Origin of the sequence: Bacillus sp. UNC437CL72CviS29, assembly GCF_000482345.1 — a bacterium.
GTDB lineage: Bacteria > Bacillota > Bacilli > Bacillales > Bacillaceae_G > Bacillus_A > Bacillus_A arachidis.
In genome coordinates this window covers 1-20,362 of sequence record NZ_AXVB01000024.1, presented here as the reverse complement: position 1 = coordinate 20,362, position 20,362 = coordinate 1, and the positions used below count along the sequence as shown (strand labels likewise).

General features: G+C 34.5%; 18 protein-coding genes, 2 pseudogenes and 1 riboswitch. Of the genes and pseudogenes, 10 read left to right on the top strand and 10 right to left on the bottom strand.

Annotated features, from left to right (window positions below):
* Positions 1-379 precede the first annotated feature (379 nt).
* A complete protein-coding gene (locus M014_RS30190) occupies positions 380-622 on the top strand; it encodes a deaminase domain-containing protein (protein WP_081811074.1) in 243 nt (80 codons plus the stop codon).
* Positions 623-642: 20 nt separating this feature from the next.
* Complete coding sequence (locus M014_RS0117425) at positions 643-969, top strand: hypothetical protein (RefSeq protein WP_026592865.1); 327 nt, start codon at positions 643-645, stop codon at positions 967-969.
* Positions 970-1,235: 266 nt separating this feature from the next.
* On the opposite strand, the gene M014_RS0117420 is transcribed toward M014_RS0117425, so the two are convergent.
* From M014_RS0117420 to M014_RS0117410, 3 genes are read right to left on the bottom strand one after another with little or no spacing between them, the layout of a single operon-like run.
* Positions 1,236-1,712, bottom strand: a complete 477-nt coding sequence (locus M014_RS0117420; RefSeq protein ID WP_026592864.1) for a small multi-drug export protein — start codon at positions 1,710-1,712, stop codon at positions 1,236-1,238.
* Positions 1,713-1,740: 28 nt separating this feature from the next.
* Positions 1,741-2,175: a hypothetical protein gene (locus tag M014_RS0117415; RefSeq protein ID WP_026592863.1), complete on the bottom strand. Its 435-nt coding sequence runs from the start codon at positions 2,173-2,175 to the stop codon at positions 1,741-1,743.
* A 2-nt stretch (positions 2,176-2,177) separates the two neighbouring features.
* The gene (locus M014_RS0117410) at positions 2,178-2,384 is read right to left on the bottom strand and encodes a helix-turn-helix transcriptional regulator (protein WP_026592862.1); all 207 of its coding nucleotides are present in this window, start codon (positions 2,382-2,384) and stop codon (positions 2,178-2,180) included.
* 402 nt (positions 2,385-2,786) lie between these two features.
* Between M014_RS0117410 and M014_RS0117405 the strand changes: the two genes are divergently transcribed.
* The gene (locus tag M014_RS0117405) at positions 2,787-3,233 is read left to right on the top strand and encodes an NUDIX hydrolase (RefSeq protein WP_026592861.1); all 447 of its coding nucleotides are present in this window, start codon (positions 2,787-2,789) and stop codon (positions 3,231-3,233) included.
* Between the two features lie 38 nt (positions 3,234-3,271).
* Here M014_RS0117405 and M014_RS0117400 read toward each other — a convergent pair whose 3' ends face one another.
* Entirely contained in the window at positions 3,272-4,183 is a 912-nt protein-coding gene (locus tag M014_RS0117400) for a DMT family transporter (RefSeq protein WP_026592860.1), read from the bottom strand.
* A gap of 127 nt (positions 4,184-4,310) precedes the next feature.
* On the opposite strand from M014_RS0117400, the gene pdxR reads away from it, so the two are divergent.
* Complete coding sequence (gene pdxR / locus M014_RS0117395) at positions 4,311-5,753, top strand: MocR-like pyridoxine biosynthesis transcription factor PdxR (RefSeq protein ID WP_026592859.1); 1,443 nt, start codon at positions 4,311-4,313, stop codon at positions 5,751-5,753.
* Positions 5,754-5,902: 149 nt separating this feature from the next.
* Here pdxR and M014_RS0117390 read toward each other — a convergent pair whose 3' ends face one another.
* The 4 genes from M014_RS0117390 to M014_RS0117375 all read right to left on the bottom strand — a co-directional run bounded on the left by M014_RS0117390 (position 5,903) and on the right by M014_RS0117375 (position 9,596).
* Complete coding sequence (locus tag M014_RS0117390) at positions 5,903-6,784, bottom strand: DMT family transporter (protein ID WP_026592858.1); 882 nt, start codon at positions 6,782-6,784, stop codon at positions 5,903-5,905.
* Between the two features lie 300 nt (positions 6,785-7,084).
* Complete coding sequence (locus tag M014_RS0117385) at positions 7,085-7,822, bottom strand: metallophosphoesterase family protein (RefSeq protein WP_026592857.1); 738 nt, start codon at positions 7,820-7,822, stop codon at positions 7,085-7,087.
* A 14-nt stretch (positions 7,823-7,836) separates the two neighbouring features.
* Positions 7,837-8,778, bottom strand: a complete 942-nt coding sequence (locus tag M014_RS0117380; RefSeq protein WP_026592856.1) for an aminoglycoside phosphotransferase family protein — start codon at positions 8,776-8,778, stop codon at positions 7,837-7,839.
* Positions 8,779-8,792: 14 nt separating this feature from the next.
* A complete protein-coding gene (locus tag M014_RS0117375) occupies positions 8,793-9,596 on the bottom strand; it encodes a VOC family protein (RefSeq protein WP_026592855.1) in 804 nt (267 codons plus the stop codon).
* Between the two features lie 213 nt (positions 9,597-9,809).
* Between M014_RS0117375 and M014_RS0117370 the strand changes: the two genes are divergently transcribed.
* The 4 genes from M014_RS0117370 (at position 9,810) to M014_RS0117355 (ending at position 14,313) form a co-directional block, all read left to right on the top strand.
* Positions 9,810-10,709, top strand: coding sequence for a sulfite exporter TauE/SafE family protein (locus tag M014_RS0117370; protein ID WP_026592854.1), 900 nt, complete (start codon positions 9,810-9,812; stop codon positions 10,707-10,709).
* A 562-nt stretch (positions 10,710-11,271) separates the two neighbouring features.
* A riboswitch (Lysine riboswitch) is annotated at positions 11,272-11,464 on the top strand.
* A 114-nt stretch (positions 11,465-11,578) separates the two neighbouring features.
* Positions 11,579-13,042: an amino acid permease gene (locus M014_RS0117365; RefSeq protein ID WP_026592853.1), complete on the top strand. Its 1,464-nt coding sequence runs from the start codon at positions 11,579-11,581 to the stop codon at positions 13,040-13,042.
* A gap of 358 nt (positions 13,043-13,400) precedes the next feature.
* Positions 13,401-13,910 (top strand): GNAT family N-acetyltransferase, encoded by a 510-nt coding sequence (locus M014_RS0117360; RefSeq protein ID WP_026592852.1) that lies wholly within the window; start codon positions 13,401-13,403, stop codon positions 13,908-13,910.
* Positions 13,911-14,007: 97 nt separating this feature from the next.
* Positions 14,008-14,313, top strand: coding sequence for an iron-sulfur cluster biosynthesis family protein (locus tag M014_RS0117355; RefSeq protein WP_026592851.1), 306 nt, complete (start codon positions 14,008-14,010; stop codon positions 14,311-14,313).
* A 175-nt stretch (positions 14,314-14,488) separates the two neighbouring features.
* Here the strand turns inward: M014_RS0117355 and M014_RS0117350 are convergent, their stop codons facing one another.
* Together M014_RS0117350 and colA are read right to left on the bottom strand one after the other, a co-directional pair.
* Positions 14,489-16,138 carry a M4 family metallopeptidase gene (locus tag M014_RS0117350; protein WP_026592850.1) on the bottom strand — a complete coding sequence of 550 codons (1,650 nt, stop codon included), beginning with the start codon at positions 16,136-16,138 and terminating at the stop codon, positions 14,489-14,491.
* Positions 16,139-16,742: 604 nt separating this feature from the next.
* A complete protein-coding gene (gene colA / locus M014_RS0117345; protein ID WP_026592849.1) occupies positions 16,743-19,643 on the bottom strand; it encodes a collagenase ColA in 2,901 nt (966 codons plus the stop codon).
* Positions 19,644-19,761: 118 nt separating this feature from the next.
* Between colA and M014_RS29285 the strand changes: the two are divergent.
* Positions 19,762-19,908 (top strand): annotated as a pseudogene (locus M014_RS29285) (phospholipase); the annotation flags it as partial.
* A 113-nt stretch (positions 19,909-20,021) separates the two neighbouring features.
* A pseudogene (locus M014_RS0117340) lies at positions 20,022-20,362 on the top strand (transposase); the annotation flags it as partial.

The window sequence follows — 20,362 nt, the reverse complement described above, 5'->3', positions numbered from 1 at the left end:
TATCAAAAATATGCGGAAAAGTTGTTTGTAAAGTGATTCGAAAAGTGACTCGCCAGCATAACGTAACATTTATAAATATCCGTCACAAGTACGATATTCCAACGTTTATAGTGAATATAACAATGTAAATGAGCGTATATAATTACGCTCATTTATTTTGGTCACCACAAGTCACCTTTTATTTTTCCATTTCCGCTATTCCCATTAATTTTACTAGCATATTGTTTTTGAATATACAGTAACTGTTAAGTATTCTCTTTTTATCTTTACGCAGTATGCTATGATATAGCCCTTCTTAATCCAATTACATTATCCATGATATAAAAATCGTAGTATTCTTGTTATTATCAGCGGAATTTAGCGGTATGTTTGCAGAGTAATACAAATACATAGGCCAGAACGTATTTTAAAAAATCAGGAGCCATATGCCTCTAAACTGGATACTGCTAAATTTGATAGATTTTATGATACAGAGGCAAAAATACTAGAAGATATAGCTTCTAGTATTTTTGGGAAAATAGATTTATATACAGAACTCGATGCTTGCCAAAGTCGTAGTAATATTATTTTAGAATTTAGGAAAGAATATCCTAACATTCAGCTTAATATATATACAAAATAACGAAATTTGGAGGAGAGAAAGTGGATTTAAGATACGATGAAATAAAGGAAGCAGTTATTAATACATATGACAGCCTTCATATTGGGACAAAATATGCAATAAGAGATACTTTTTATGCATTACCACATGATCATGAATCCTCAGATGAATATACTGAAACAGAGGAATGTTGTATTTATGTTAACTTTGCATTGTTACTTATTGAAAAAAATACAAGTATTGATTTTATAAAAACTCGTTTAAATGAGTTACTGGACAACAAAAATATGGAGATTTATCGAACAGAGTTAAAAGATGAGATTAATGAGTTTACGAATGATGTTGATAAGTTGAAACAACACTTATAAAAGTATTATAATTCTTTAAATCTGTATAATTATAGTTTAAACATAAAAACATCCCCTTTTACGTAATGTCCAAACGTACTTTTTACTCAACGAATAGCATGTATTGACGATTAGACATTTACGATAAGGAGGCGTTTTTTAAACATGGATTTCTCCAATTATTATTACGACTATGTACACGAATGTTTTATGCGGAAAAAGCACCGTAAAAGTCACTTCTGTACGAAAGCGAAAAGATGTACATTACATAAAATTTTTATATTATCCTAAATAATATTTAACAAGCTAAATCCATACATCGAAGCTACTACAAAAATGACTGTCCATACAGCTAGACTAATCGTCATCCAACTTATGACGTGTGTCCGATTAGATCCAAATGTTAAAGCTAATACGGCTGCAATATCAGTTCCTACGAGAATTGGAGCTAGCAGAGCCAAACCTGGAATACCATATCGTTCCCATATTCGTCTTGATCTGGTTTCTTTTTTAGAAGGTGTTGTTATACCTTTTTTTAACTTTCTTGCTGCTTGCCATTTTGCATACTGCTTAAAGAAAAAGCCTAGTAATAGAACCAAGATAAGATTCCCTGCAAACGCCATAAGTCCTACTGCAAATGGTTGTAATCCCCATGCGATACCGAGTGGTACAACGATTGACACATCCATCCATGGTGCAAAAGCTAATAAAAATACAACTAAATATTGCCATAATTCACCTGCATTTTGAGCCCACTCCACCATACCTGTTCCCCCTCCTTTTTCGTTCAGATTAAATACGATTTAAAACACGAATAGTAGTTAACCAATAGACAATGTATTGCCCTACACCCAGTACACCAATACACATTAATGGAACAAGAATATGATGAGAAAAGAGGAAGCAAATTCCCGCCGTTACTGGAAGTGCAAAGCTATAGTAAATATACACATTCCTGCAAGCCTTATAGGTTACCCATTGTTGACCTTCATCTATTTCACGAAATTCGGACGGTGTAAATCCAAATAGTCTAATCCTATCATCAGAATTCTTTCGATTATAATACTTTGTAAGAATGAACCACAAAAAAGTAAACATTACCAAAATCCCAAAACACAATCTAGCCAGAACGACCTGTGTGTTCATAAGAGAAAACAGTAAAAATGCAATGATTAATACAAATAAACTCGCGCCTAGAAGCGGAGATTTTAAAATATGTTTCATCATAATCATTCCTCTCCATTTAAATAAAAAACATCTTCTACAGTAACCTGAAACGCAGCAGCTATTTTTAACGCCATAGTGACAGATGGAGAATAATCACCTTTTTCAATTAATCCGATTGTCTGCCTTGTCACTCCAACTGCATCAGCCAAATCTTGCTGAGTCCACCTAAATCGTGCCCGTAATTCTCTAACTCTGTTTTCAAGCATCACAATTTCCCTTTCTTCATTTTCTACCACCATTGTAAATGATTGACAACAAAATGTAAATGATCATTTGCATTTTGCAATAAATAATTGCTCTAAAACACCATCTATAAAATGGCGTTGTTTTGTTTATATAGCTTTTAAAGTATGCTTACGTACAAAAGGAATGAAACATTTTGATTGGAACCTCATTACCATTGGTTCATTTCCAAAAAGGTGGGCTTTACTACTAGATCTTGAATTTTTTTGCCACTATACGCTGTTCCGGTAACCTCTTTACAACGTGAACACTTTCGATTGTACATACCTGTTGCTCTCTCCTATATATGCCATTTATACTTACTATAACGCCTTTTAATTAGGATATTTTTTACAATATATATTTATTATGTAATGGGGGATTTCTATATGGAGCGAAAGCCTACTTTTGGTTATACAAAGGAGAACCACAACTATATATTACGTCCTAGTTGCTATGCTGTTATCTTCAATAGCCATTATACGAAAATAGCAATTATCAAAAAAGGAACTCGATATTTTTTACCTGGGGGTGGCAAGGAGCAAGGCGAAACAAAAGAATTATGTTTACGTCGTGAACTTGTAGAAGAGCTAGGATGGGATATTGAAATTCAGCACTATATTGGCAATGCTGAGCGATATTTTTATGCTGAAAATGAAAATACATACTATTTAAACAATGGATATTTTTACATTTGTAAAAAGTTAAAAACAGAAAATACTATTTCTGAACAGGATCATATTTTACATTGGCTTTCTCCTTATCAAGCACAAAATTTACTTATACACGAACATCAGCAGTGGGCTGTGCAACAAGCCTTATCATTCATAAAATAAAAACGTCCCATTTCTACAGAAAGAGGACGTTTTTATCATTAACTCACTTTTTTCAAATCGAAAGCTGGCTTTTTTACTGTTCCTTTTTTCACTACGTACAAGCCGATAAATATAACGAATCCGCCGAACAATTGCATCATATTCATTCTTTCTCCAATTGTTACTGCAGCGAAAATCACTGCAAACAATGGCACGAGATACATATATACCATTACTTTTGTTGAACCAATTTTACTAATACCAACGTACCACATCGCTAGTCCAAAGACTGTTGCAAATACAATCGAATAACCTAATGATCCCCAGCTTAATGTATCTGTTGGCCATGATAATGTATTGATATTGAATAAACAATATATAACGAGCGGTACGATTCCAATTAATGTAGACCAAGATGTTACTCGCATTGCCGAATATTTTGTAATAAGTGGTTGTGCAAGAATTGGATACCATCCCCAAGCAATCGCAGCAACTAATCCAATTAGATTTCCAAGCCAAGCATACTCATATGTAGATTGATTCGTATGCCCTGTTAATAAAACAAGCGCTGCCCCACTAAATGATAATAAGGAACCGATCTGAATTTTCATCGAAAAACGTTCTTGTTTGTGCAACACTGCTAAAATCCCTGTAAATATAGGTGACATCGCAATTAATAGTGACGCATTTGTTGCTGATGTATATTTTACAGATAACATAAATAATGTTTGATAAAGTGTAGTACCAACTATCCCCACGACTAGTAACCTTAACCAATCTTTCTTCTCAATACGTAACGATCTTTCCATAAAAAATGTAATTAATAATAATACTGGAGATGCTATTAAAAATCGTAAGCTATTAAATTGAATGGATGACATATAAGCCACTCCATATTTGCCAATTGTATAATTTGCTCCCCATACTAAAGCAACAGCTATTAGGAGCCATTCCATTTGCCATCGTTTCATTTGAATCTCCCCTTCCACTACCCTAGCATAGTAAAATTGGCTGGATATCACACCGTCCAATTGGCTGTTTTTTCACCCAGCCAATTTGTTATAATGAAACTAGATAAAGAATAAGGGGACGTTATAAATGGAGTGGAAGTTAGATACCGACAGCAAGATCCCAATTTATCAACAAGTTGTTGATTTTATTGAAAGACGTATTATGTATGGAGAGCTTCCTCCTGGTAGCTTTCTCCCTTCGGAACGAAAATTAGCAATCCAACTAAATGTAAACCGAAGTACTGTTACAACTGCTTATAATGAACTGCGTGCTATGGGAATTGTGGACAGCACAACTGGAAGAGGTACACGTGTAAGTACACATATGTGGGGCGTTTCTCCAACACTAACACCAAACTGGAGAGGATTCGTAGAAGGTGGTACTTTTTTACCTAATTTACCCCTACTTCGACATATTCGAGAACAAGTCCAGCAAAATGAAAATATCATTGATTTCGCGAATGGAGAACTTGGTTGTAACTTGTTTCCCCATGAACAGTTACAAAGTATATTACGTGAGCAGCCTTTAACTCAATCACTTAGCTATGATCATCCACAAGGCTATCTACCATTAAGACAAGCAGCAGCGAAATATATGAGAGATTATCTAAAAATTGATGCAACAGAACAATCAATTATGATTACATCTGGGGCCCAACAAGCACTTCATCTCATTGTGCAATGTTTATTAAATCCCGGTGATGCGGTAGCATTTGAAAGCCCATCTCATTGTTATTCATTACCTCTCTTTCAATCAGCCGGGATTCGTATTTTCCCGTTACCTGTTGATGAATATGGAGTGAATCCGGAAGATGTGCATGAGCTATATCGAAAGCACCGGATTAAAATGATTTTTTTAAATCCAAATTTCCAGAACCCAACAGGAACAATGCTTCATCCAAATCGGAGAAAAAAACTTTTATCTTTATGTGCAGACTTACGTATCCCAATTGTTGAAGATGATCCATCTAGTTTACTAACGTTAGAAAATAAAAAACCTTGTCCAACATTAAAATCAATTGATGAAAATGGCACCGTCATTTATGTCCATTCACTATCAAAAATGATCGCGCCCGGCCTTCGCGTTGGGTGGCTTGTTGCTCCGCAATCAGTAGTGGAAAGATTAGCAGATGCACGGCATCAAATGGAATTAGGACTTAGCATTTTCCCTCAGTGGCTCATGCAACAATTTTTTGAGACCGTTCCTTTTGATACGCATATGGAACAATTACGAAGACAGCTCGTACAAAAAAGAGATACCCTTGTCGATTCCTTAAACTACTATCTTCAAGATAAAATTTCTTTTTCAACCCCAAGTGGTGGGATTTACATATGGGGAAAATTAAAGGATCCTATTAACGAAAAACAGCTTATTATGCAAAGTTTAAAACAACAAGTAGCATTTATGCCTGGCAGTATTTTTGGTGCCAAAGACGGATATGTTCGTTTATCATATGGAAAAGTAAATACCAATCAAATAGAGGATGGAATTTCTCGTTTACATGCCGCTATCAAGTTTTGCCAAAAATAAAAAACAACGTATTCAGTATGGATGCTTCATAAAAAAATACTTTAGACTAAAAAGGTGCTTTCTAGACGCGAAAACACCTTTTTGTTACTATAATCAAAATGATATAAATGAATATTCTCAACTTGAACGTATTCTAAAAAACATCTATCCTATACTTTTTTAGAATTTGTTTTTAATAAACTTTTAAAATCTAGTTCAGCGATTACTACACTTAATAATATAAGAGTTGCACCTAAATAACCTTTAGCTGTGAGAGTTTCACCTGTGAAAAAGAAAGCAAAACCTGCTGAAAAAACAGGTTCTAATGAAAAAATAAGACCTGTATGTGTAGGACTCGTATATTGCTGTGCAATGATTTGAACAATAAAAGCCATTCCTGTACAGAATATACTTAATACTAAAATTGAAAACCATGATTCAACAGTACTAGGAAGTTTAGGATTTTCCATAAACATTGAGAAAATAATACTAAATAGACCGACAAAGCCCAGTTGTAAAACTCCAAGGCTAATTGAATTAACCTGCTTCGTTATTGTTCCAGTAATGATGATATGGACTGCATAAAATAGAGCACATAAAATACATAATATATCGCCATAACCTATTTTTAATTGGCTATTTAACGTTAATAACCCTATCCCTACTATTGTGAAAACAACTCCCAACATAACTTTTTTATCAGGCCTTTGTTTTAAAAAGATAGATGATAATACTGGAATAAATATCACTGTAAGACTCATTAAAAAACCAGCATTAGAAACCGATGTATACTTTGTACCAAAAGTCGCAAAAATATAAACTATAAATAAGATAGCAGCTAATAGACAAGCATATTTAATAGTTCTAAAATCAATTTTGATTAAATGCTTATAAAACACTATACCTGACAAAAGAAAAGCAATAATAAAACGTAATGCGATTAAATTATATTCCTGCATGTAATTAAGACCAACTTTTGTAAGTAAGATGGATGCCCCCCAAAAAAATGTAACCAATAGTAACATTAAATCCGCCTTTAATTGTATTTTCATCCCTATTCCCTCGTTAGTTTTTAGTATATTTCATCATTTATTAGAGTAACTATCACCTTGACATAAGCTTTCAACCTAACCTAATGATTTTAACCCTGCCTATTAGGAGCAAAATCATTGCATCTAATGATTTTGCTATTTCTAATTCTTTCTATTTAGAAGCTATAATTACTCTCCCTATCATCCATCCTGACTTTTTAAAATATTCTAAATAATCATTTTAGAATATCCCCCCTATTAATGTTTTTAAGTATGTATACAGAACTGTATATTAATGTATCGAATATATTTTGTCTAATTTCACTTTAATCCCCGATACTTAGCTGTTGTCAATTCTTGTATGTACGCATCAATCTCAGGCATTTCTTCTTCCCTAGCCAATCGGATTGCAAGCTCTATATCATAAGGAACTCGCACAAGTTGAATTGAAAAACTTGCTGCCTCTTTTTGGCCATATACACCTTCAAAAATCAAATAAGAGGCTTGTGTAATCTCAAGCGGGTTACCCACACTTCCTGCATTACACAACGTTTTCCCACGAAAATTTTGCACATAAGCTTGATGTATATCTCCGTAGCAAACGACATCCGGTTTCCTTTCACCTTCAATGTTTTCTGTAAGATTACTATTTTCAAATAAACTAACACGTTGTTCTATTGGAGCTCCGGGCTGAACTCTTTCATATAGACTTCTAGGTGATGCATGGAACATTCTAATTAGTTTCCCACTCATGATAAATTCAATTGAAAATGGCAATCCCCTTAAATAATTCCGCTGCTGTTCTGATAATTGCTTTTGATGCCACTCTAATGTCTCAGACTCAGTAGGCTTTGTTATAAAATCATCCCAGTTTCCCATCACAACATGTTCACATTCTTTCCGAATAATCTCAATTGCTTCACTAGAATGTGGCCCTTTCCCTACCAGATCACCTAAGCACATAATACGTTCTATCCCTCTTAATTTGATATCTTTAAGAACTGCATCTAGCGCAGGAATATTACCATGAATATCTGAAATAACTGCTATTTTATCCATATGAGTACCTCCAATTATTCTATATTTATTATATTTTTATCAAAAGATTTATACCAATTTGGGGTATAGGATGTAAAACCATTATGTTCTTCTAAAATCCGTCTTAACCTCATTTTCATTTCTTCTAGCAAATTAGGTGTGATTCGATTTGTCCACACAATATCCGCTGGAAAAATCATTGCTGCATACAATGCATATAGTTTCCAAAAATGAAGTGATGGCTCACCATCACAATACCCATGAACTTGTCCAACCGCAAACGGTATACTGATATCGACTGTAAACAAAGGCACCTTGTAAAAATCATGAATAGGATCTCCAAAATCAAATCTTGCAAAGTCGATAACAGCATGAAATTCTTTATGATGAAGCATGAGATTCGCTGGATGAAAATCATCATGTAAAAATACGATAGGACGAGCATGTAATAAATTTTTATGATTTTCCACAAAGCTTAACACTGGTTTTATGTCAATAAAATCCGTCTCATATTCTTCTAATGCTTGCAAGTATCTCTCATATTTATTCCACCTTAACATTTCCCAAGATTCTTCTACTTTCTTTTTCTTCACTGTATGAATTGTTTTTAATACTTCTCCCGCCCGTTTTCCAGCTAAATATTGCTCTTTCTCAGTCAATATACCAAGTATATCTTTCCCGTCGTCTCCTTCAATCCATTCAAATACTTGTACACATTGATTGAATGGAATAAGATTTACGAAATGAAGTAATTTAGGCATTGGCAACCCTAATAATTCAAAACGGCTCATATATTCATATTCTTCAAGCCTACGTTCACGAGTTGAAATATCACACACTTTTATAAAATAGCGTTCATGATTGGCTAATTCAATTTTATACTTTTGATCTTGCGAAAAACCTTTTGAAATAGCAGTACACTTTACTGCGCGAGGCCAATTTAATTGTTTTTCTAATTCCATTAACACTTCTTTCATATAGATTCTCCCGATTAATATATGTATGAACTACCTAACACATCTGTTCTGTTCTTCTGCTTATTCGTCCCTTGAAATTCAACAGCAAAAGGATATTCCCCATGTTTGAATAACTGTTCTTGTACAAATCCTTCACCAATAGGTTCACAAAACTGCACATTTACATTTCCAAGTAAAATGCTCTGACAAAGTGCATTCCAATCCCTATGATTTTCTGGTGAAGTCACTTGTACTTCAAGTATCTCTTTCCATCTATCTACTGTTTCACGTACATTTTTCACTGCATAGTATATTGTCTGAATTTCTTTTACCTCGTTTCTATGTGAGGCAATGACACCTACTTTTTGTAAATCTAACCTTCTATTCTCATCAGATTCTTCCCACTGTATAAAGAAAGGTAATTTCGGACTGCTCTCTTCCTGTTCCACAAATAACATTTTCCATTTTATAAGATAACCGTCATTTCTCATTCGCATTCCTTCAAATGGTCCTTTTACTTGCAAACCTTTTTCGGCGAGCTGTACAGCTAGTGCTTCGATATGATTGGTACGAAGAGCAATTTGCAGCATTCCTTCTCTATCTTGTAATTTCTCTACAGTTTCCTGAACGAGTGGATTGTCCGCTTGCTTCGCTTTATCTTCATGTTGCACTGCTAAAAATTCAATATAAGATAAGTCAAAATAACTTAAACTATTCCATGTTCCCCAGTTCGTATGTTCTCCGCCTTGCACCGTATGGAACCCGCGTTCCTTCATTTGTTTTTCAGCTTCTTTTGGTGTACAGCCAACAATATGAACAAGATGATCAAATGCTAACATGATTTCTTCCTCCTCTTATTTACATCTTTTAATTATATAATAATTCCGTTATTTCGTTCAATTTAAAAAACTTTTTAAAACCTAGTTGCTTTATAAGATTAATATGCATTATAATAATAAAAAATTAACATTAAGCTGATTGGAAAAACCAAAGGCTCTTTTCTCACTAGAGAAAAGAGCCTTTTTATTTATTATTTTACAGGGGGATTATACATGCAGAAATTAATTGTCTTTGCTATTATTGGTTTTTTTGCTCAACTGATTGACGGAGCACTTGGGATGGCATATGGGGTAACATCTTCTTCATTATTATTAATGTTCGGAATTGCACCTGCTGTTGCTTCCGCATCCGTTCATTTAGCGGAAGTTGTTACAACCGCGGCTTCTGGCGTATCTCACATCCGATTTGGAAATGTTGATAAATATACCGTTTCCAGACTCACATTACCAGGTGCAATTGGCGCTTTTGTCGGTGCTTGTTTTTTAAGCAATTTACCAGGTAATTTAATTAAACCGTACATTTCACTCTTTTTATTTACTTTAGGTATCTATATTTTATTACGATTTATTATTCAAAAACAAATTGTCCGATCAAATAAACGTATGTCTGCTAAGCAACTTATTCCGCTCGGATTGTTTGCTGGTTTTGTTGATTCAACTGGTGGAGGTGGCTGGGGACCTATCACTACACCAGTACTTCTCGCACGAGGAAATGAAGCACGAAAAGTCATTGGCTCTGTAGATACAAGTGAATTTCCAGTATCATTAGCTGCTACTATTGGATTTTTCATTTCATTAGGCTGGGAACAAGTAAGCTGGTTTTGGGTATTTGCCCTTATGCTTGGCGGCATTCTCGCAGCTCCAATCGCTGCATGGTTAGTGCGAATTGTTCCTTCACATTTACTTGGTGTACTCGTTGGTGGACTCATTATTTTCACAAATATCCGGACGCTGCTTACGTCATTTAAAGTAGATTCAACAATTATTACTCTTTCCTATATTGCGGTAGGTCTTGTGGTTATCATTGCACTTTTCATTTCAATTCGAAACCATTCTGAATCTGCAAAACAAAATGTTGGATATTCAGCTGATCCAAAACGAGTTTTACCTTGAAACAGAGACAATAAAAATACAACTTAAAAAAACGGCATAAAACCTTTCCTCTTAGATAGAAGCGGTCAGATCCTCTTCCTTCCCTATGCCAAATGAAAACAAAAAGAGAATATGTTAGAAAATCAAAATGGATATATGGTATGAAATGAAAAAGATAAGCAAATGAATAAATTTGCTTACCTTTTTCATTTCTTTTATGTTCTTTAAATCCTTTTCCTTACAGCTTTAACCGTATCTCGCATAACTTCCTTTTTGGCTTCTAAGCTTCATGCATTCATGCCTCATTGCTTTTACGTAAATAATGTCGAATTTATTTTTCTGAATTTTCTTTCAATATTTAGAGGATTTTTCATATCTTTTTGCGAAACATTTGTATAACAATTTTTTCTTCATCTTTTTACATATTCAGTAAGTTGGTTCGGGCGGAGTTTTGAAAACGTTTCCTATACAATAACCGATTGTTTTTGATATATTCCTACAAAAATTCCTTGCAATATTTTCAGAAACTAATTACAATTGCCATATATTAAAAATCAATGCAATGAATAAATCCTCATCAATCCGATGAGGTAGAGGTTGCGGCATTTATTAGTAAAACGGATAAGACACAGAGAATGTTAATGACTCCGTTTAAAAGGAAATGCTGCCGAAGTTTGTATTTCTTCTCTGGAAGTATGAGCTGGGGCTGTCTCCGAATAGGAACAGAACTGTCACGTTTACAAAATACCGTGTAAACGTGGGGTGCTATCTTAACGGAAGGGTATGATGGGGTGGTTATTTGTGAAACGTTCCGCCAAATTCCTTTGGCGGTTTTTTGTATTTTTCTTCCCCCGTTCCTTCCTAATCTTACAAGAAAAGGAGTGTTGAACATGAATAGCATAGCGGATCAAGCTACCTCTAAAACACAATCTACACAAGAAAAAGGTGAACTAAGGCGCGGATTAAAATCTCGCCACCTTACAATGATTTCTCTCGGCGGTACAATTGGTACCGGGCTCTTTCTTGCTAGTGGCGGTGTCATTCATGCGGCAGGACCTGGCGGAGCTCTCTTAGCATACGCAGCAATCGGCATTATGGTTTACTTTTTAATGACAAGTTTAGCTGAATTGGCAGCGTATATGCCTGTCACCGGCTCATTTAGCACATACGCAACAAAATTTGTCGATCCATCACTTGGATTTGCACTCGGCTGGAATTATTGGTATAACTGGGCAATTACTATTGCAGCTGAACTAGCAGCAGTTACATTAATTATGAAGTTTTGGTTTCCAAATACCCCTTCTTTAGTTTGGAGTGGCCTTTGTTTAGTTCTTATGTTTCTTATAAATTATTTATCCGTTAAAGGATTTGGTGAAGCCGAGTATTGGTTCGCTCTTATTAAAGTAGTAACTGTTATTATCTTTTTAATCGTTGGATTTATGATGATTTTCGGCATCATGGGTGGTGAAGCGGTAGGTTTTAAAAACTTCACGGTTGCAGATGCACCATTTAATGGTGGCATCATGGCAATCATCGGTGTATTTATGGCCGCTGGTTTCTCATTCCAAGGAACTGAATTATTAGGTGTAGCTGCTGGTGAAACAGCTGATCCAGAACGTAGTATTCCAAAAGCAATTCGCTCCATCTTTTGGCGCATACTATTATTCTACATCTTAGCAATTCTTGTTATCGGTCTATTAATCCCTTATACAACTGATAGTCTTGCAGCTAGTGATGTAACAGTAAGTCCCTTTACACTTGTTTTTGAAAAAGCAGGAATTGCATTTGCCGCTTCTGTTATGAACGCTGTTATTTTAACTGCAGTTTTATCCGCTGGTAACTCTGGTATGTATGCTTGTACTCGTATGCTTTGGGACTTAGCACGTCAAGGAAAAGCACCAAAATTTTTAGGTAAACTAGATAGCCGTGGTGTACCAGTAAACGCCTTGATTGCCACTTCATTAGTTGGAAGCGCAGCTTTCTTAGCCTCTTTATATGGCGATGGCGTTGTATATGTTTGGCTATTGAATGCTTCTGGAATGTCTGGCTTTATCGCATGGGTTGGAATCGCGGTCAGTCATTATCGTTTCCGTAAAGCATACATCGCGCAAGGTAAAGATTTAAATGACCTTCCTTATAAAGCAAAATGGTTCCCATTTGGCCCAATCTTCGCATTTGTACTTTGCGTAATTGTTATTCTTGGACAAAACTACGGTGCATTTATGGGAGAATCTATCGATTGGAATGGTGTACTCGTTTCTTACATCGGTTTACCTCTCTTCCTTGCGATGTGGTTAGGATATAAATTTACTAAGAAAACAAAAGTAATTCCTCTTGATAAATGTGAACTTTAAGTTATAAAGGTCAGCAAACATACAATGTTTGCTGACCTTTTTTTATTGGAATGAATCCTTCATATTCAAAGGATATATTCATATTATGTCGAATAGTGTATTACATGTAAGAAATTCAACATTCGACATATTTGTAAATTCTCAATTTGAAACAGAAAGACTACATGTCCTTATAGGATCCATGATGCATCCGCCTTATACAAATTACAAAAACAATCTGAAGTAAACTTCTATATTCCAGAACCCGTTTATTCCCTTAAATAGAAGATATTATCCGCTGGAGCATCGAAATGAATAAGAAAAATTCCAAAAACATCTACATTACAAAGGAGTTATTTCTACAAAAGGTGGGATTAAAATGAAAGTTACATTAGAAACCGTTTCTACAGAACATCTAGAAATATTAAAAAATTTCTACGCTCTATATTTACATGATTTATCCGAATTCTCCCCAACCCTTCATCCAAATGAGAATGGATTTTTTGAATTTGATGCTTTTGAACTTATTTGTAACCGAGATGAGCTTTCTCCATACTTCATTACATATGAAGAAAAATATGTCGGATTTCTCTTGTTTACAAAATCGCCGTTTACCGCACCTGAGACAGACTACTGTATTAACGACCTTTTCTTATTAAAAGCCTATCGTGGAAATAAGATAGCAGAGTTAGCAATTTTAGAACTTTTAAATCAGCACAAAGGAACCTATTATGTAATGCAATTAAAGAACAATAAAACAGCGGTGAACTTCTGGAAAAAGTTCTACCAAAAGAATGAGATAAAGTATCAAGAAGTTGAGAAAATAAGTGATGACGATCTATGCTTAACACAAACATTTATAGTTCCATCCTTACTTTTCAAGTCGTAATCCCTATATGCTTATCATTCATTGAAACCCTTTACTTCCCTATTTCTCATGTTTTTGCAATAATAGAATAAGAACTATAAACAAAGGTAGGGATTCTATGAACATTCGCGTAACTGATGAGGCAAAAGCCGTATTACATAAATCAAACACAAATAACAAAAACATCATACGGATTCGAGGTACAATGACAAATTCTTGTAGTATATTTGTTGATGTTGACTTAATTTTTGATGCATATAATCCAAATGAAATCGCTTATGAAGATGAAAGCCTTATTATTCAAATAGATGATTTTACAAAAGACTATATAGGAAATACATTAAAACTTGATTATAAAACGACAGGTTTTAGTATTACGACTCCTAGCGAAACACTTGTATATGGATTATCAATTAAAAAATAAAGTCATAGTGTTTATAAAAAAGTTTGATTAAAATATGATGGTAATGCCTAGATTTACACTATCGTTTAATGAATACTTTATAAGTTTATAAAGGCGTAGCGAAAATTGCACTGGGCATTCGCGATTGATCAGCAAGAAAAGACCTGACATTATATATCAGGTCTTTTTTCATGTCTTATTCTATACCAACTGCATCATAGGCCTTCGCTACAGCTTGTACTTCTTTAGAGTTTTTACCATATAAATCTTCTGCGGCTTGAAGTGCAGCTTGGCGCATCATTTTAAAATTAGATTTTGCAGTTAAATATTTGGTAAGGGCACGATAGTAAATTTTTTCTGTAGCTTCGCGGCCAACGCCATTTACTTCCACACCATAATGCCAGCCACCTTCTGACAATAAATATGCTGCTTTATTATTAATACTACTGTTAATATGAACACCGCCATTATCATATGGGCCAGGATAATATTTTCTATAATGATCTGGATAACCTTGAGTTGGTTCTAATGGATTGGGAATAGAAGCAGGATTACTTAAGGAACGCATCGCATCTCCTGCTATATCCGGTGTATAAATATCTTCTCCCGCCTCCCAATCATCACGGTCTACCATCGCACCGAAAATATCCGAAAATGATTCGTTTAATGCACCAGACTCATCTTGATACTCTAAATTTGCTGTATGCTCTGTTACAGCATGTGTTAACTCATGGGCAACAACATCTAAGCTCGCAGAAAATGGAATAAATAATTTTCCATCTCCATCACCATACGACATATACACACCGTTCCAACTAGCGTTATTCCAGTTTTCTCCTACGTGAACAACAGAACGTAACTTTGCTCCTTTGTTGTCATAGGAATTACGATTAAATGTTTTCTTATAATAGTCGTATACTTTTTCTGCATTTACATGTGCATCAACACCTGCTTTATCTTCAAAGAACTTGAACTTACTTTCAATTTCATAACCCGTATATCCCAGTCCTTGTGATGGTGAATCATAAAGGTAGTTATACAAATTTCTCCAATCAAACGTATAAACACCGTTTCCACGTTTGCCATCAAATAAATGAAATGCACCTGTTTTTTCATTTTGAACAATTTCAAATGATTGTCTGTTTCCTAAAACACCATATCCAAAACCAGTAATATGATCGACTGCATTATATTTATTGATCACATTTCCATTTGTTGCATCAATAAAATAATGCCAGTAGCCTGATGCTGGTTTTGAAACAGACACTTTTACAAGATAGGAAAGAAAATATTGTCCATCTTTTTCATATACGTATAAATCTTTCTTAATACCATCATAGTTATCTACTTTTCCAATCTCTTTCTCAATACCAGCTTTCGCAATATTTACAGCCTCATCTTCTGAAATACTTGCAGTTGATGAGATATTTTTATTTTCTAAATTCGGGATAACTTGTCCAAAAAATGCTTTCACATTATTATTTTTATCAAGTGCTACTGTTTGATCAGATCCATATACTGGAACACCATTATATTTTTCAATAAGCCTCACATGCGTTGTTTCTGCTTCTGCGTCTTTTTCTTCTCTAACGATTTCAAAATGTTTCTCCATATTTCCTGCTAATTGAAACATGTCTTTCTTACTCTTTAAATACTCGAACACCGTTTCTTTTTTATCTAGTCCTTCCGGTGCTTTCCACTCTTCCCCAATATAAGATGGTGTCTGAAATTCTTGGTTGTATTGAATTTTTTGCTCTGCTGCATAGGTACGTGACGTGCCTAATGTCGCAAATGCCCCTAAAGCCACAGATAAAGCCAATGTTGAAGATAAAATCTTCTTTTTCAAAAATACCACTCCCCATCCCTATTTTTTTTGACACATTTCTATATTTTTTAACACTTTTATATAATTCTAGTGATAATAGTACACAACCTTCTACCTGAAGTTTTAGAAAATTTACACAGAAAATTCGGGACATTTAATTATAAAATTCATACAAAAAAGAACAGCGCTATCTGTAGACGGTAAACGTAAAGCAACCCCAAAATATACAATAAAAGTTGATTTTGGAGTTATTTTTTGTGTACTTCACTTTTTTCGGCACTCTGCATCTAGAAAGTAAATTTGTTGCCCCTTGCGCAAGATATATTTTGGATAGCACCACATCGCCATCAAGCTAAGATTTTGAAATGCCCCCAAAACGAAAATTTTATCATTCTACAGTTATTTATAAAAATTCAATTCATTTTCATTTTGCGGAACAATGAATTTCTTGGTTTAATGGCGATGTGATAGACTCTTTGTATGTATGTTTCACCTCTTTCAAGAATTATTTATTCGCAATTTTCATTTGTTTTATCTTGAGAAAAAACTCCTAGACAGACCCTCCAAAAAAGAACAGAAGGAGCCCATAGTGATAGGCTCCTCTTAAAAATTAAAGTTACAAGATTTATTTTACTAATAATGAATATGTTCCCTTTCCGTTTTCCTTTTCAAAAAATGCAACTACGTAGTACTTTCCAGGTCTCGCTTCAAATTCCCCTTTTATATTATTTCCATCCGCTTGACCTGTAATGACAGGATTTCCTAGATCTGATTCGTGATATACATCCCATTGTATCCCAATCCCCTGTTCATCTATAAAGGAAATATCTACTTTTTTTGGAGATGTGACATTGAATGTGTACATATACGCCATATTAGGTCTATCCATATTTCCTTTTGAAAGCTTATTAAAACTAAGTACCTTTGCCTCTTGATAGTTATGACCTGCTGGCTCATCTTTTTTTACGGTAACCGTTGTTTGTGCTCGGCCTACTTTTCCTTTATTATCTTTCACTGTTAACTTTGCAGTATATGTTCCCTCTTTCCCATATACATGGGTAGGATTTGCTTCTGTACTTGTTGTACCATCCCCAAAATCCCAAAGATAAGAAACAATTTTTCCGCCTGTGCTTTCTGTACCATCGCTATGAAACTCAACTTTTTCATTTACTATCTCATTGTATGGTCCATTCATGTTTACTTTAATAGCCTGTTTTTCTTCTTCTCCCGTTGCAACGCCATGGAATACAACATCGTATTCAAATTGATTGTTCGCATTCACACGATAATTGACAAAATATGCTGTAACTGTTTTGTAGCCGCTCCATTCTTTTTGCGCTAACTTTTCTAAAGATTGATTGATTTGCTTGCTCATCGCTTTCCAATCCTCAGATTCTCCTTTTGTTACGCCACCTGTATATGTTCCTTCTAATGTGAACGTATCAAAAAATTGAGACTTATGCTTTGTAATCGTTGCATCTTTTATCTTTGCTACATCTGTAATGTCTTTCTTTACCTCAGCTAATGGCTTTGGTGCATGGTCAGCTAAATAATCATCTGATACTTGCGGGGTATTATATGTACCCTGATTATCAACTAACTGCTTCATATAATCTTGGTATCCTTTATTTAAATTTGGATCCTTACTTAAAGCTTCACGATATGCATCATAACCATTCACATCATTTGCACGAATTAAATCTTGAATCTTATCGAAAGTTTCAAATTGATGAGCATATAAGTAAGACTGCAGTGCAAAAGAATAATTATAAAAGTCCCATTTATCTGGTCCGTCTCCATATTTCGAAAATAATGTTCGTTCTGCTGTATAACGCTGTGCAGAATCAGATGATAATCCTCTAATCACACTTTTGCGTGGAACAACATTATTCGTACGAGTAGATCCCGCAAAAAATTCTGCATTTCCTTCTTCAAACCAAGTCAACCGTTGATTTTGATACATTGCCCCTTGTCCCCATGATCCTGGAACTTCGTATCTTCCCTGTAAATAATGTGTAAATTCATGACGGAACAATTCTTCTAAAGTATAACTACTTTGCTGTGGTGTACGCTCAAATGTAAAGAACGTTCCGATTCCTTCAATATAAAGTCCACCATTATTCGTGTCATAGCCATATAGTTGGCTATTTTTTTTATATTCATCTGGATTATTATAAATTACGATTGTCAGTACATCATCAGCTTTCCCTGGCTCTAACGCTCCATCTTTTCCAATTACACGATGATATTGCGCTTTTACTTCTTTAGCAGCCCAATATAGTCTCTTAACCTTTTCTTCCGTTACTTTATCTCCTGTTTTAAATACAATAGCACCGTCATCGAATGTATACGCTTTTGGTAAGTACTGCTTTTGGCCTTCTTCACGGATTTTCTTTAAATCTACTGTATTTCCGTAATAATCTTTTCCACCGTAGTTCGTTGAAATTTGCTCTGCCGCAGTAAAATAAGCTTCACTTAAACGAGGGTACATGTTCATTGCTTGTGTAAGTACTTCTAAAGGTTTATTTGAATTACTATGGAAATTCCCTAAACGACCAGTATAATAAACACCATTATTAATTAACCAGCTATTTTCTTTTTTCCCATCATTCAGAAGAGCCATTCGACTAACTTCATTTATGTAACCATCAATTTTTCCATACCATATTGTTTCATCCGCTTTTTTACGTGTATCAAACAAGTAAGACTGTATATCATCATCAATCCCTTGTATAAGCTCATACAAGGCGTCCCCTTTCTTCTTGTCACTTATATATGTGGAAATATTATCGTTATATTGCTTTAATATATTCGCCGCATATTGAACTATTTCAGCATCACAAGAAGCGTTTCTAATTAATTTACCATATGCAGATACCACTGCATCCTGTTTATCTGTACCAAATTTAAAATTCGGATTTTTTGCAATTGCTTTTAATGCAGGTAAACATTTATCGTGGAAGCTTCGCTCATTTAAATAGCTTACCTCTTTATTATTAAAACCTACATAAGATACGGAACGTAATATTTCAGCAAACGTCTCAATCCCTTTTGTATCATCTTTTGTAAATGTGCTTCCACGACGACCTAATTCATCAATAATAAGCTGTATTCGCTCTTTATTTTGATAAAACGCTTTTGTTTCTTGATTAAATTGATCTAAATCTGTAATTTGATTCCAACTAATTTTCCCCAATGTATCGATGAATTCGTCATTACTCATTCTATTTAGCTCTGCTAAAGAATACTTTTGCTGAGCTTGTTTTGCCGCTGCTCGTTTCACGACTGGAGCTGGACGTTGTGAAAAATCGTTCACTTTTAAACGTTCTTCATAAGACAATGTTTCATCTGCTTTTGTAGAATGGGCAAGTTCATCTTTTGAAGTTCCGATCCCAGTTGGTTTCACTTGTAACACATTATAAGGTGCTTTTTCTTCCGCTGATACTTGTGTTTGAATACTTCCAAATGATAAGGCCACTGTACTAATACCGAGCATCATTTGGGTAAATTTTGATTTCTTGTTCATCATATTTCCTCCATTTATATATTCCATTTAAAAGAATAACATAATTATTTATATAAAATAATGTAATATGTAATATTTCATTTCTGTTTTTCCTTCTAAATATATAAATTCTCCATTAATTGTTAACAAAAAAACGAAAAAGTCGTTTCTAGATGCTGCTGATAAATGGCGTGCTGTGGTAACACCGATGACTGAAAAATGTTTAATATGTATTACAGCTGGATATATCAACTTATGGTTTGATACGTATGTGAATCATAAATAAGAAAAGAGAGTCCCTTTTCCTAAAAAGTGGTATTATCCCATTTAGGTAGACAGTAAAAAAGAGTCCATCTGGTATGATGGACTTAATATTGTTTATCTGGAGGGGATTTTTTTATGGCGAAAAAAGGACAATCATTTCAAACATATACAGAAGAAGTAAAACAAGAAGCCGTTCGACTTCGATTAGAGGAAGGAAAAACATTACAATTCATTCGAGCACAGTTAGGAATTAAAAGTGACGCTCAAATTGTTGAATGGGTGAAACGTTACGAAAAAGGACAATCGTTTGAAGATCAACGTGGCATATGGAAGCGAAAGCATTTTAATAGTATAGAAGAAGAAAATGCCTATTTGAAAGCACAGGTGGAATATTTAAAAAAGCGCAATCCAAATCTACACGGGAAGGAATGGTCTTAAAGAAAGAACGTTTTTCGATTATCGATAGACTACGCACA